The sequence below is a fragment of the Deinococcus aerius genome, from assembly GCF_002897375.1.
Classification (GTDB): domain Bacteria; phylum Deinococcota; class Deinococci; order Deinococcales; family Deinococcaceae; genus Deinococcus; species Deinococcus aerius.
This window is the reverse complement of record NZ_BFAG01000001.1, coordinates 300,377-313,392: the sequence shown is the minus strand read 5'-3', so window position 1 is coordinate 313,392 and position 13,016 is coordinate 300,377. Positions and strand designations below refer to the sequence as shown.

11 protein-coding genes are annotated in these 13,016 nt (G+C 70.4%); 6 read left to right on the top strand and 5 right to left on the bottom strand.

The window, feature by feature from the left end; genetic code table 11:
* Positions 1-66: 66 nt before the first annotated feature.
* Positions 67-1,062 (top strand): ABC transporter permease, encoded by a 996-nt coding sequence (locus DAERI_RS01480; protein WP_201262694.1) that lies wholly within the window; start codon positions 67-69, stop codon positions 1,060-1,062.
* A gap of 13 nt (positions 1,063-1,075) precedes the next feature.
* Positions 1,076-1,894, top strand: a complete 819-nt coding sequence (locus DAERI_RS01475) for an ATP-binding cassette domain-containing protein (RefSeq protein ID WP_165794029.1) — start codon at positions 1,076-1,078, stop codon at positions 1,892-1,894.
* A gap of 68 nt (positions 1,895-1,962) precedes the next feature.
* Here DAERI_RS01475 and DAERI_RS01470 read toward each other — a convergent pair whose 3' ends face one another.
* Complete coding sequence (locus DAERI_RS01470; RefSeq protein ID WP_165794028.1) at positions 1,963-2,463, bottom strand: Hsp20/alpha crystallin family protein; 501 nt, start codon at positions 2,461-2,463, stop codon at positions 1,963-1,965.
* A gap of 323 nt (positions 2,464-2,786) precedes the next feature.
* Between DAERI_RS01470 and pyrR the strand changes: the two genes are divergently transcribed.
* From pyrR to DAERI_RS01455, 3 genes are all read left to right on the top strand, one after another.
* Positions 2,787-3,335: a bifunctional pyr operon transcriptional regulator/uracil phosphoribosyltransferase PyrR gene (pyrR, locus tag DAERI_RS01465; RefSeq protein WP_103127698.1), complete on the top strand. Its 549-nt coding sequence runs from the start codon at positions 2,787-2,789 to the stop codon at positions 3,333-3,335.
* Positions 3,332-4,264, top strand: a complete 933-nt coding sequence (locus DAERI_RS01460) for an aspartate carbamoyltransferase catalytic subunit (protein ID WP_103127697.1) — start codon at positions 3,332-3,334, stop codon at positions 4,262-4,264. Before pyrR ends, DAERI_RS01460 begins: the two co-directional genes overlap by 4 nt.
* Before the next feature lie 188 nt (positions 4,265-4,452).
* The gene (locus DAERI_RS01455; RefSeq protein ID WP_103127696.1) at positions 4,453-5,721 is read left to right on the top strand and encodes a dihydroorotase; all 1,269 of its coding nucleotides are present in this window, start codon (positions 4,453-4,455) and stop codon (positions 5,719-5,721) included.
* 116 nt (positions 5,722-5,837) lie between these two features.
* Here the strand turns inward: DAERI_RS01455 and DAERI_RS22190 are convergent, their stop codons facing one another.
* The 4 genes from DAERI_RS22190 to DAERI_RS01440 all read right to left on the bottom strand — a co-directional run bounded on the left by DAERI_RS22190 (position 5,838) and on the right by DAERI_RS01440 (position 10,183).
* Positions 5,838-6,011 carry a hypothetical protein gene (locus DAERI_RS22190; protein ID WP_165794027.1) on the bottom strand — a complete coding sequence of 58 codons (174 nt, stop codon included), beginning with the start codon at positions 6,009-6,011 and terminating at the stop codon, positions 5,838-5,840.
* 109 nt (positions 6,012-6,120) lie between these two features.
* Positions 6,121-6,672, bottom strand: a complete 552-nt coding sequence (locus DAERI_RS01450; protein ID WP_103127695.1) for a dioxygenase family protein — start codon at positions 6,670-6,672, stop codon at positions 6,121-6,123.
* Positions 6,673-6,757: 85 nt separating this feature from the next.
* Complete coding sequence (locus DAERI_RS01445; protein WP_103127694.1) at positions 6,758-7,993, bottom strand: MFS transporter; 1,236 nt, start codon at positions 7,991-7,993, stop codon at positions 6,758-6,760.
* Between the two features lie 60 nt (positions 7,994-8,053).
* A complete protein-coding gene (locus DAERI_RS01440) occupies positions 8,054-10,183 on the bottom strand; it encodes a molybdopterin oxidoreductase family protein (protein WP_103127693.1) in 2,130 nt (709 codons plus the stop codon).
* 218 nt (positions 10,184-10,401) lie between these two features.
* Here DAERI_RS01440 and nirB point away from each other — a divergent pair, with 218 nt between their 5' ends.
* Positions 10,402-12,972: a nitrite reductase large subunit NirB gene (gene nirB, locus DAERI_RS01435; RefSeq protein WP_103127692.1), complete on the top strand. Its 2,571-nt coding sequence runs from the start codon at positions 10,402-10,404 to the stop codon at positions 12,970-12,972.
* The last annotated feature ends 44 nt before the right edge of the window (positions 12,973-13,016 follow it).

Below are 13,016 nucleotides of genomic sequence, written 5' to 3'. Positions count from 1 at the left end.
CGCGCGGGCCTTCCCCGGTTGAACGCACCGCCCCAGAGGACTCTGCCCCCGAAAGGACCCCGCCGGATGACCACCACTCCCCCCTCCCTCACCAAGGCCCCCGACCGCCTCACCCTGCGCGAACGGATGCCCAGCGTCGCCATCCTGGGGCCGCTGATCGCGCTGGCGCTCGCCATCATCTTCTTCTCCACCCAGTCCGACCGCTTCCTGAGCGCCCAGAACTTCTCGCTGATCTTCCAGCAGGTCTCCTATGTGGCGGTGCTCGCCATCGGGCAGACGCTGATCATCCTGACGGCGGGCATCGACCTCGCGGCGGGCGTGATCATGGCGCTGGGCGGCGTGGTGATGACCCGGCTGGCGGTAAACTCGGGCCTCAACCCGTACCTCTCGATCGGGCTGGGCCTGTTCGCCACCACCTTTGTCGGCTGGCTCAACGGCCTGCTGATCACCCGGCTGCGGCTGCCCCCCTTCATCGTGACGCTGGGCATGTACGGCATCGTGTTCGGGGCCACCCAGGTCTACTCGCGCTCGGAGACGGTGTCGAACCTGCCGGATCCCCTCAACTTCTTCGGCTCCACCTTCCGCGTCGGGGCGACGACCTGGACCTACGGCACGGTGCTGATGCTGCTGCTGTACCTGCTGACCCACCTCATCCTGACCCAGACGGGGCCGGGGCGCCACCTCTACGCGGTCGGCAACAACCCCGAGGCCGCGCGCCTGACGGGCATTCCGACGAACCGGGTGATCCTGCTGGTCTATACGCTCGCCGGGCTGACCTACGGCATCGCCGCGCTGCTGCTCACCGCACGCACGGGCGTGGGCGACCCCAACGCCGGGCAGACCGAGGCGCTGGCGTCCATCACCGCCGTCGTGCTGGGCGGCACCAGCCTCTTCGGCGGGCGGGGGGCCATCGTGGGGACGCTGCTGGGCGCCCTGATCGTCGGCGTGTTCACCAACGGCCTGACCCTGATGGGCGTGCCCTCGGTGTACCAGTACATCATCACCGGCGTGCTGACCATCCTGGCAGTCGCGGTGGACCAGCTCTCGCGGAAGAAGGCGTAACGGTATGGAGGACATGCACACCTACCCGGCCCCCGCTGTACCCATGCCGCCCAGCCCCACCGTCTTCGAGGCGCGGCAGCTCGTCAAACGCTACGGCCACGTGACGGCCCTCGACGGGACCGACTTCGAGCTGCGGAATGGGGAAATCCTGGCGGTGATCGGGGACAACGGGGCGGGCAAGTCGAGCCTGATCAAGGCGCTTTCCGGCGCGGTGGTGCCCGACAGCGGCCAGATCTTCCTCGACGGCAAGCCCGTGAACTTCCGCAGCCCCATCGACGCGCGGCGGCAGGGTATCGAGACCGTGTATCAGGACCTCGCCGTGGCACCAGCCATGACCATCGCGGAAAACCTCTTCCTGGGCCGCGAGATCTACCGGGGCGGGACCCTGGGGCGGATGCTGCGCCTGATCGACAAGAAGCGGATGCTGCACGAGGCGACCGAGCACATGAAGACCCTCCAGTTCTCCATCCGCTCCATGACGCAGCCGGTCGAGACGCTCTCGGGCGGGCAGCGGCAGGGCGTGGCGGTGGCGCGCAGCGCGGCCTTCGCCCGGCACGTGGTCATCATGGACGAGCCCACCGCCGCGCTGGGGGTCAAGGAGGGCAACATGGTGCTCGACCTGATCCGCCGGGTGCGCGACAAGGGCCTGCCCGTCATCATCATCAGCCACAACATGCCCCACGTCTTCGAGATCGCCGACCGCATCCATATCCAGCGGCTGGGGCGCCGGGCGGCGGTCGTGAATCCCAGGAAGCTGAGCATGGCCGACACGGTGTCGGTGATGACGGGGGCGCTGGACCCCGCTAAGCTGTCCCCCGATGTGCTGGCCTGAGCCGCCGGGTTTCAGCCAAAAAAGCTCCCGCCGGAATCACTCGGCGGGAGCTGGCTTTGAAAAGAGGCTTACGCGCCCTGGGTGCTCTCGGCGCCCTGCGTCTCGGCCGTGCTGTTCTGCCCGGCCTCGACCGTCTTCGGGGCGTTCAGTTGCCCGCCCGTGCGGACCTGGACGGTGCGCTTCTGGGCGGCCTCGCTGCGGGGCACCCGCAGGGTCAGGGTGCCATGGTCGAAGGTGGCCTCGACCTTGGTGAGGTCGTACTTCGCGGGCACGCTGAAGGTGCGGATAAAGGTGCCGTAGGCTCGCTCGACGCGGTGGGCGGTGCGGCCCTCGCCCCGGGTGTAGTCGCGCTTGGCCTGAACGGTCAGCGTCTGGTTCTCGGCCTCGATCTGAATGTCGTCCGGCTGCACGCCGGGCAGGTCGAGGGTCAGTTCCAGCCCCTGCTCGTCCTCGTGGACGTCGACGGGCGGGGCGAGGCGGGCGCCCTGGGTGGTCATCCCGTTGCCGAACGCGCGGTCCATACGCTGGGTCAGCTCCTCAATCTCGCGGAAAGGATCAAAACGCATCACGGTCGTTACCTCCTGTGACTGGAAGCGTTCGGCGGCTCGCGCGGCCTCCCGCTTAACTGCTCATAGCTTAAAACCTGAGTGCCTCGTTGTCAAGGATAGTGCGTGTCAGCAAGGGTGACAGAGGCCGCGATGGGCGGACCCTTCACCTGGGACGCTGCGGGCGGTACACTCCCCCAGGCCTGGGGCCCCTTGCCCCGCCTTTTCTCAGCGGTCCCGTGAGGCCGCACCCGCCCCGTGAGGCAGGAGAAGGAGCAGACGATGCAACGTGATTGGACGAGCCGACAGCACGCGCTGGGCGGCGTTTTTTTTGCCGGGGGGGCCGCGTGACCCCCAAGGCCACCATCCTGACCGCCGACGAGGTGCGCCGGGCCATGACCCGCATCGCGCACGAGATCGTGGAGCGCAACAAGGGCGCGCAGAACCTCGCCCTGATCGGCATTCACACCCGCGGCATTCCGCTCGCCGAGCGGCTGGCGGCGAAGCTGAGCGAGCTGGAGGGCGTGCAGGTGCCCACCGGGCGGCTCGACATCACCCTCTACCGCGACGACCTCTCGGAAGTCGCGCACCAGCCCATCATCCGCGAGACGCAGGTGCCCTTCGACCTCGCCCGGCGCCGGGTCGTGCTCGTGGACGACGTGCTGTACACCGGGCGCACGGTGCGCGCGGCGCTCGACGCCCTGATTGACCTGGGCCGTCCCGAGAGCATCCAGCTCGCCGTGCTGGTGGACCGGGGGCACCGTGAACTGCCCATCCGCGCCGACTACGTGGGGAAGAACCTCCCGACCGCCCGCACGGAGGTCGTGAAGGTCAAGCTCAGCGAGACGGACGGCGTGGACGTGGTGGAACTGCACGACCTGGAGTCGCGGCCATGACAGGCTCCTCCCGTCCCCGGCATCTCCTGGATTTCCACGGCTGGACGCCCGAGCGCCTGACCGCCCTGCTCGACAACGCCGACACGATGGCGCAGGTCCTCGACCGCCCGGTGAAGAAGGTTCCGGCGCTGCAAGGGCTGACCGTCTGCACCGCCTTTTTCGAGAACTCCACCCGCACCCGCGTCTCCTTCGAACTCGCCGCCCGGCGCATGAGCGCGGACGTGGTTTCTTTTGCGGCGGGCGCGAGCAGCCTGAGCAAAGGCGAGAGCCTGCGCGACACGGTGGAGGTGCTGACCGCCTACAAGGTGGATGCCTACGTCGTGCGGCACCACGCGGCGGGCGCGGCGCACCTCGTCGCGCGCTACTCCGGCAAGCCCGTCATCAACGCGGGCGACGGGCGGCGGGCGCACCCCACCCAGGCGCTACTGGACGCCTACACCATTCGGCAGGAGTTCGGCACGCTGGAGGGCAAGACCGTCGCCATCATCGGCGACGTGCGGCACTCGCGGGTGGCTCGCAGCAATGCCGAGCTGCTGCCCAAGCTGGGCGCGAGGGTCGTGCTGTGCGGCCCGGCGACCCTGCTTCCCGCCGACCTCGCCGCCCTGCCCGGCGTGACGCTGACTACCGACCCCCGTGAGGCTGTCCGAGGCGCGCACGCTGTTATGGCCCTGCGGCTCCAGCAGGAGCGCATGAACGCCGGATACCTCGCCAGCCTTCAGGAGTACGCCGACCACTATCAGGTCAACGAGCGCCTGATGCGGGAGGCCGAGAGCGGCGCCATCGCCTTGCACCCCGGCCCCATGAACCGCGACCTGGAGATCAGTTCGGACGTGGCCGATGGTCCCCGCAGCCGCATCGTTCAGCAGGTGGAAAACGGGCAGGCGGTCAGGATGAGCGTGCTGTATCACCTGCTCGTGGGGCGGGAGTAGTTTTCTCCCTCTCCCCGGGTGGGAGAGGGCCGGGGTGAGGGGGCGCACGAGCAGCCTAAGTACCTACAAGACGGACTGCCTCTTTTACGAACCGCGCCGCAGGACGTGCCCGCTCACCCCCTCCCGGCCTCCCCCCTCAAGGGGGAGGAGCAAAAGGCTAGAGCCTCTGCAACATTCAAGGGACTGAAATGACACAACTCACCATCACCAACATCAAACGCCCCGGTTCGGACCAACTCGAATCCGTCACCGTCGAGAACGGCGTCATCCGGGGCTGGAACCTCGGTGACCTCGGGGACGTGATCGACGGGCGGGGTGGCACGGTCGCACCCGCCCTGATCGAACTCCACGCCCACCTGCGCGAGCCGGGGCAGACAGAGAAGGAAGACCTCGCCTCGGGGCTGGCGGCGGCGGCGGCGGGCGGGTACGGCACGGTCGTCTCCATGCCGAACACGTCGCCGGTCGTGGACGATCCGGCCATCGTGCGCGCGCTGATTGAGAAGGCAGAGGGGCTGGGCTTCGCTCGCCTCAGGCCCGCCGCCGCCCTCACCAAGGGGCAGAAGGGCGAGCATCTGGCCGAACTCGCCTTCCTGAAGGAGGCGGGGGCGGCCATGTTCACCGACGATGGGCGCACGAACGAGAACGCGCGGGTGCTGCGGCTGGGGCTGGAATACGCCCGCTCGCTCGGCATGGTCGTGAGCGTCCACGCCGAGGACGCCTCCCTGCGCGCCGACGGCGTGATGAACGAGGGGCCGGTGTCCGAGGAACTCGGCCTGCCCGGCAACCCGGCGGCGGCGGAGGCGGCCCGGGTCGCCCGTGACCTGGAGATCGTGGCGCAGACGGGGGCGCGGCTGCATGTCCAGCACCTCTCGACGGCCCGAGCCCTCGACCTCATGCGGGAGGCCAAACGGCGCGGCCTGCCCGTCACCTGCGAGGTCTGCCCCCACCACCTGACGCTGACGGACGAGACGCTGCGGTCCTTCGACGCGCTCTACAAGGTGGCGCCGCCGCTGCGGACCCAGACCGACGCCGACCACCTCCTGGAAGGCCTGCTCGACGGCACGGTGGACTGCCTCGCCACCGACCACGCGCCGCACACCCGGGCGGAGAAGGAACGCGACCTGCTGGAGGCCCCCTTCGGCATCGCGTCCATCGAACTCGCCTTCCCGCTGATGTGGACACGGCTCGGGGAGCGGCTGGGGCTGGAAAAGCTGCTCGACCTGATGACCGCCGCCCCCGCCCGCGTGATGGGCTGGCCCGAGCCGACGCTGGAGGAGGGCGCCCCCGCCGACCTCGTGGTGCTGGACCTCGAAACGGAGCGGGAGGTCAACCCGGCCGAGTTCAGGAGCAAAGCCAAGTTCTCCCCCTGGGCGGGCGAGTGGCTGCGCGGCTGGCCGCTGCTGACGGTGGTGGGCGGGAAGGTGGCCTTCCGGCGCGAGGGAGAGGGCGTGGAGTAGGCCCCTTGCGGCGGGAGGTCGCCTGAGAGGGAAACTTCCCGCCGCCCAGCAGGACGGTGTTCTTCCATCACGGGAAACCGGCCTCCCCCGCGGGAAGCCGGTCGTCCAGCCTGGTCCTACTGGTCGAGGGGGTCGGGGTCCTCGGACGCCATCCGGCCCTCGTCCTGGTCATTGCGCTGGAGGGCTTCCTCCAGGCGGTCCTCCCCCTTGCCGGGATTGACCCGCTTGGTGCGGTCGAAGTCGTCGCGGGCGTCGGCGTCGGTGTTGGCAAGGTCTCCGGGGTCAGTCATGGGGCGCCTCCTGTGCTGGGGTGGGATGCCGGGAACCCGGCCCCCGCATCCTGGCACGGCGGGCGGGAGCGCAAGACCCGGCCCCTTAAAGGCCGCCTTGGCCTCGTCTTTACCTCTGCACGACGAAGGTGTAGGTGGCCGTGGCCCTGCCGCCCTGGAGGCGGTAGTTCTGAAGCTGCATCTGTGCCTGGTAGATGCGGTCCCGCGCGTTGCTGGCAAGACCGGGGATATAGAGCTGGGTGGTCAGCGTGCGCCCGCCCGGCGCCGTCACCTTGACGTGGATGTGCGGCGTGCGGCCCGGATACTCGCCCGGCACGACGGTCTGGAAGGTGTAGCGGCCCCGCGCGTCGGTCGTGACCTTACCCCGCAGGGTGTACCCGCTGTTGTCGTACTGGCCCTCGGCGTCGGCCTGCCACACATCCACGGTCGCGCCCCTCAGGGGCTGGCAGTTCTGGTCGAGGACCTGCCCGCTCACGGTGAGCGGCGTGCCCGTCCTCACGTCGGCGGCGAGGTCGCTCCTGGCCGGGGCGCCGGGCGTGTAGTAGGGGCCTTCCGTCTCGGCGGGGGTGAGGGTGCAGGTCCGGGCGGTGGGGGCCGTCTGCGCGAGAGCGGCGGGCCACAGGGCGCCCAGCGCGAGGACCGTCATGGCGAGCTTTCTCATGCCCCACTGTGCACCCAGGCCGTTAGGAGTGGGTTAACGGGCGGGGAGGGAAGAACACCCGGCCCCGCCCCGCATCCGGTCCCTGTCAGGCGAAGCTGGGCCGCCGCCCGAGGGCGCGGAGGCGCAACATGCTCGCCACGAAGACCACGCCGCTGGCGAACGTCACCGCGAGCAGGGTGATGAAGGCCGCCTGCGCGCCCAGCGTGGGCTTCAGCGCCGCGAAGGTCAGCGGGAGGATGAAGCCGCCCAGACCGCCGAGCAGGCCGACCAAGCCGCCCACCACGCCCATCTGGCCGGGATACCACCGCGCGACCAGCGTGTACGTACTCGCCTTGCCCACGCCCATGCCGACCCCGACCACGGTGGTCAGCCCCAGGAAGGTGACGAGCGGGAGGTCATGGGTCAGGGGCAGCAGGCCCAGGAGCATGACCGCGAGGGAGGCGACCGTCACCCCGCGCGGCCCGAACCGGTCGCTCAGGTAGCCGCCGAGGGGCCGCAGCAGGCTCGCCGGAAAGATGAACAGGGCGGTGAGCAGGCCCGCCTCCGCCAGCGGGAGCCCGTAGTGGTCCACGTAATACTTCGGCAGGAAGAGGCTCAGGGCCACATAGGCGCCGAAGAAGACCACGTAGTACAGCCCGAAGCGCCAGACCTGCACGTTCCCCAGGGGCCGCAGCCAGTCGGCGAGGGTGCGCTGCGGGCGCGTGGCGGCGTCGGCGGGGGTCAGCCGGGCGGTCAGGAGCGCGCACAGCACGAGCAGCAGGGCGAACGCGAAGGGGACGAAATGCCACCCACCCGGAATCAGCAGCCCGGCGGGCACCAGCGTGATGAGCAGGGGCGCGGCCAGCTTGGTGATGCTCGCCCCCGCGTTCCCCGCCCCGAAGGTTCCCAGCGCGAGGCCCTGCCGCGCGGCGGGCGCCCACTGGGCGATCCAGGCGTTCCCCACCGCGAAGCTCACGCCCGCCAGGCCCACCCCCAGGGCGAGCGCGAGCAGCGTGCCGTACCCCGACGCGAACGAGAGCGCCAGCGAGAACGCGGCGGTCACCAGCGTCACGGCCAGAAAGGTCGCCTTGCCCCCGAAGCGGTCGGCCAGCAGCCCGGCGGGGAGGCGCAGCAGCGAGCCCGTCAGCACCGGAATGGCGGTGAGCAGCGTGAACTGCGCGTCCGTCAGCCCGAGCTGCTTGCGGATGGGCAGCCCCACGATGGAGAACATCACCCACACGGCGAACATCAGGGTGAAGCCGAGGGTACTCCAGGTCACCACACGCCGGGCATCGGCAGAGAGGGCGGGGGCGGGAAGAGGAAGGTAGGCGTGCTGGGTCATGCGGGAACCTCGGGGATGGGGTGTGGAGTGAGGACCAACACAGGCAGGCAGAGGGCTGGGTCAGACGGGCACGCCCCCCTCCAGCAGGGCGGGTCGGACGGCCCGAGCTTCGGGTACAGCGACGGGAACGGGCGCGAGCGTGGCGGGCGTCGCCTTGAAGGCGGGCATCCGCGAGTGGGGGTCGAGCCGGTCGGGGCTGGTCAGCAGATTCGCGCTCGCCTCCCAGTGGAAGGGCATGAACAAGGTGTCGGGGCGCAGGCCGGGGTTCAGCGCCACGGGCAGGTCGAGGGTGCCGTGCCGGGTGGTGACGCGGGCGAGGTCGCCGGGGTTCAGGCCACGCTCGCGGGCCGTGTCGGGATGGACCTGAAGTTCGAGGCTCGCCCGCAGGGCCGGGTTGCGCCGGGTCTGGGTGCCGCTCTGGTACTGGTTGCCCAGCCGACCCGTCGTGAGGGTGAGCCCCTGGTGGTCGGGAGGCGGCGGGAAGCTGGGCGTGTGGAGTTTGGCGAGGCCGTCCGGCGTCGGATACGTCGGCGCGTAGGCATAGGGAGTGTCGGGGCCGTCGGCGCTGCGGACGGGCCACTGGGCGCTCGCCCGGTCGAGGCGTTCGGCGCTCAGGCCGCTGTAGTCGGCGAGGCCGCCCCGCGTCGCCCGGAAGAACTCGTCCTGAAGCTCGCGGAAGGTGGCGTAGGTGAAGCCCCAGGGCCGCCCGACCGCCGCCGCCAGGTCGCACAGGATGCGCCAGTCCTCGCGGGCCGCGCCGGGCGCCGTGATCGCCTTGCGGCGGCGCTGGACACGGCCTTCGAGGTTGGTGGTCGTCCCCTCCTCCTCGCACCACATGGAGCCGGGGAGGACGAGGGTGGCGAGCCCCGCGGTCTCGCTGGGCAGGAAGTCGATGACGATGAGGTGCCTCAGGGCTTCGAGCCGTTCCCGCACCTGCCCCGCGCCCGGCGCGCTGACGACCGGGTTGGAGCCCAGGACGATCAGGGCCTCGATGCCGCCTTCCTCACCACAGGCGTTGAGGAGTTCTTGGGCGCTCACGCCGGGTTGGGGCAGGGCGTCGGGTGAGCATCCCCACAGGGCGGCGATCTCCGCGCGGTGCCCGGGGTTCCGCAGGCTGCGCGCCCCGGGAAGCTGGTCCGCCTTCTGCCCGTGTTCGCGCCCGCCCTGGCCGTTGCCCTGCCCGGTCAGGGTGCCGTACCCGCCGCCCGGCTTGCCGAAGTGCCCGGTCAGGAAGGCGAGGTTGAGGTACGCCTGCACGGTGTCGGTGCCGTGCGCGTGCTGCTCGGGGCCGCGCCCGGTCAGGATCAGCGGCTTGTGCGCGCCCGCGTAGAGCCTGCCCAGAGTGAGCAGCTCGTCCTCGCCGATGCCGCACTCGTGCGCCACGCGGGCGGGCGGGTAGTCGTCCGCCTGGGATAGCACCTCGGGCATGCCGTGGGCAGGGGCGGTCGGGCGGATGCGGCCCCACGCCTTCATGAGGTGGAGCAGGCCCAGGGCGAGGACGCCGTCGGTGCCGGGGCGGAGGGCGAGGTGGCGCCCGGCCACCTTCGCGGTCGGGGTCGCGCGGGGATCGATGGAGTACACCGCCGCCCCCCGGTCCCGCGCCGACTTGAGGTACTGCATGATGGGCGGCAGCGTCTCGGCGATGTTCGCGCCGACCAGCAGGATCAGGTCGCTCGTCGCCATGTCCCCCAGCGGAAAACCCAGGCCCCGGTCGTAGCCCACCGTGCGGCTCAGCGCCGTCGCCGCCGAGGCCATGCAGTAGCGCCCGTTGTAGTCGATGTTCGCGGTCCCCAGCGCCAGGCGGGCGAACTTGCCCAGGAGGTACGCCTTCTCGTTCGTCAGGCTGCCGCTGCCGAAGACGCCCACCGCGTCGGGGCGGGTGGCGAGGAGCGGGCGCAGGGCGTCACTCACGTAGGCCAGCGCCTCGGGCCAGCCCACGGGCACGAGTTCGCCGTTCTTCCGCAGCAGGGGCTGGGTCAGGCGGTCGGGGTGGCGCAGGTCGTTCAGCGCGGAGAGGCCCTTCTTGCAGACGGTGCCGCGGGCGACCGGGCACTCCTTCGTCGGCGTGACCCGGACGGGCAGGTTGTTCTCCACATGCAGGTCGAAGTTGCACTGCACCGCGCAGTACGGACAGGTCGTCCGCACGACGCGCGTGGACGGGTCGCGGTTGGGGAGGAGCGCGCTCGGCATGGGCGCACCTTGGCAGGCAAGGTCAGGGGAGTCAAGGCCAAATTCGCATTTTGTTCAAGATTTTTTAGACAAATTACAAGAATGAAGGTAGTAGCTGGGTAATACGCGGAGAAGTCTGGTCAAGTTTTCCCGATTTTGTTGACAATCTGCACTTTGTCCTGCTCAATGGGGGCGTGGCGGCGGGCAACCTGTCCTGATTCGCCCGACTGGAGGAACCGATGCCCCAACGCACCCCCCAGAACCAACGTCCCCACGTCGTCATCGTGGGGAACGGCATGGTCGGCCACCGGCTGGTGGACCTTCTGCGAGCCCAGGCCGGGCCGGACGCCCTGAAGGTCACCGTGATCAGCGAGGAGACCCGGCTCGCCTACGACCGCGTTCGCCTCAGCGCCCACTTCGACGACGACCGCCCCAACCTCTCCCTCGCCACCGCGGAGGGCTATGAGGAGCAGGGGGTGAACATCGCCTGGAGCCGCGCGACCGCCGTGGACCGGGAAGGCCGCACCGTCAACGTGACGGGCCGGGCCGGGGAGCAAACGCTCGCCTACGACGCGCTGGTCCTCGCCACCGGCTCCTTCCCCTTCGTGCCGCCCATTCCGGGCAGGGACGCGGCGGGCTGCTTCGTGTACCGCAGCTTGGATGACCTCGACGCGATCCGGGAAGCCGCCCGGACTGCACGTGTCGGGGCCGTGATCGGCGGCGGGCTGCTCGGGCTGGAGGCCGCCGGGGCGCTGGGCAAGCTGGGGCTGGAAACCCACGTGGTCGAGTTTGCCCCCCACCTCATGCCCGCCCAGCTCGACGCGGAGGGCGGCGCCCTGCTGAAACGGATCATCGAGGACATGGGCATCGGCGTCCACGTCTCCAGGGCGACGAGCGAGGTCTGCACGGACGGCGCCGGGCGCGTCACTGGCCTCGCCTTCGCGGACGGCTCGCGGCTGGAGACCGATCTGGTCGTCTTTTCAGCGGGCATCCGGCCCCGCGACGATCTCGCCCGCGCGGGCGGCCTCACAGTCGGGGAGCGCGGCGGCGTCCAGATCGACGACCGCTGCGTGACGAGCGACCCCGCCGTGTACGCGGTCGGCGAGTGCGCGCTGCACGGCGGGCGGGTGTACGGCCTCGTCGCCCCCGGCTACGCGATGGCGAGGGTGGCGGCGGCGAACCTCCTCGCGGACCTGGGGCTGAGCGGACCCACGGACGCGCGGTTCACCGGCGCGGACCTCAGCACCAAGCTCAAGCTCCTGGGGGTCGAGGTCGGCTCCTTCGGTGACGCGAAGGGGCAGACGCCGGAGGCGCGCTCGGTCAGCCTGAGCGACAACGTGCGGGGCACGTACTCGAAACTGGTCCTCAGCCCGGACGGCACCCGCGTCCTGGGCGGCCTGCTCGTGGGCGACACCGCCCGCTACGGCGACCTGCTCGACCTCGCGCTCTCGGGCACGCCGCTCACGGTCCCGCCCGAGACGTTGCTCGTGCCGCCGCCCGGTGTCGAGGCTCCGCCCACCAGTGCCAACGCCCTCGTCTGCTCCTGCGAGAACGTCCGCACGAACACGTTGGTGGAGGCTATTTCGGGCGGCTGCCGCGACGTGGCGGGCCTGAAGAAATGCACCGGGGCGGGGACGGGCTGCGGCGGCTGCGTGCCGAACCTGCACGGCCTCCTCCAGACCGAGCTGCGGCGCCTGGGCGAGATCGTCTCCAACCACCTCTGCGAACATTTCCCGCACTCGCGCCGGGAACTCCTCGACCTCATCCGGGTGAGGGGCTACCGCACCTGGGACGAAGTGCTCGGCGCCCACGGCACCGGCCTGGGCTGCGAGACGTGCAAGCCCGCCGTGGCGAGCATCCTGGCGAGCCTGCACGGCGAGTATGTCCTCAAGGCCGAACACGCCCCCCTTCAGGACACGAACGACGCCTTTCTGGCGAACATCCAGAAGAACGGCACCTACTCGGTCGTGCCCCGCGTGCCGGGCGGCGAGATCACCCCGGACGGCCTCATCGCTATTGGCGCGGTCGCCAAGAAGTACGGTTTGTACTGCAAGATCACGGGTGGGCAGCGCATCGACCTGCTGGGCGCCCAGCGCGACGACCTCCCCGCGATCTGGGGCGACCTGATCGCCGCGGGCTTCGAGAGCGGTCACGCCTACGGCAAGAGCCTGCGGACGGTGAAGAGCTGCGTGGGCCAGACGTGGTGCCGCTACGGGGTGCAGGACTCGACGGGCCTGGCGGTCAGGCTCGAACTGCGGTACCGGGGTCTGCGCAGCCCGCACAAGCTCAAGTCGGGTGTCTCCGGCTGCACCCGCGAGTGTGCCGAGGCACGCGGCAAGGACTTCGGCGTGATCGCCACCGAGAAGGGCTGGAACCTGTACGTCGGCGGCAACGGCGGCGTGACGCCCAGGCACGCGGTCCTCCTCGCCGCCGACCTCGACGAGGAGACGCTGATCCGCACCATTGACCGCTTCCTGATGTTCTATATCCGCACCGCCGACCGCCTCCAGCGCACGAGCGCCTGGCTGGAGAACCTGGAGGGCGGCGTGGAGTATCTGCGCGGCGTGATCCTGGACGACACGCTGGGCCTCTGCGCCGACCTCGACGCCGCGATGGCGGGGCACGTCGATTCCTACTTCGACGAGTGGGCCGCCACGCTGGCCGATCCCGCGGGCCTCGCCCGCTTCCGCACCTTCGTCAACTCCGATGCCCGCGACGAGGGCGTTCAGTGGGTGAACGAGCGCGGCCAGGTTCGCCCCGCCTCCCCGCACGAGCTGATCCCCCTGCCGATGGCGGGCGGGGACGACTGAGAAGACGGGGGTGGAGGAAACCCCTCCCCACAACCTCCCCCAAA

Coding starts and splice junctions, on each gene's coding strand:
- DAERI_RS01450 (WP_103127695.1), bottom strand. CDS start 6,672: ATGAGAAAGCTCGCCATGACGGTCCTCGCGCTGGGCGCCCTGTGGCCC.
- DAERI_RS01455 (WP_103127696.1), top strand. CDS start 4,453: ATGACACAACTCACCATCACCAACATCAAACGCCCCGGTTCGGACCAA.
- DAERI_RS22190 (WP_165794027.1), bottom strand. CDS start 6,011: ATGACTGACCCCGGAGACCTTGCCAACACCGACGCCGACGCCCGCGAC.
- DAERI_RS01440 (WP_103127693.1), bottom strand. CDS start 10,183: ATGCCGAGCGCGCTCCTCCCCAACCGCGACCCGTCCACGCGCGTCGTG.
- DAERI_RS01480 (WP_201262694.1), top strand. CDS start 67: ATGACCACCACTCCCCCCTCCCTCACCAAGGCCCCCGACCGCCTCACC.
- nirB (WP_103127692.1), top strand. CDS start 10,402: ATGCCCCAACGCACCCCCCAGAACCAACGTCCCCACGTCGTCATCGTG.
- DAERI_RS01460 (WP_103127697.1), top strand. CDS start 3,332: ATGACAGGCTCCTCCCGTCCCCGGCATCTCCTGGATTTCCACGGCTGG.
- DAERI_RS01475 (WP_165794029.1), top strand. CDS start 1,076: ATGCACACCTACCCGGCCCCCGCTGTACCCATGCCGCCCAGCCCCACC.
- DAERI_RS01445 (WP_103127694.1), bottom strand. CDS start 7,993: ATGACCCAGCACGCCTACCTTCCTCTTCCCGCCCCCGCCCTCTCTGCC.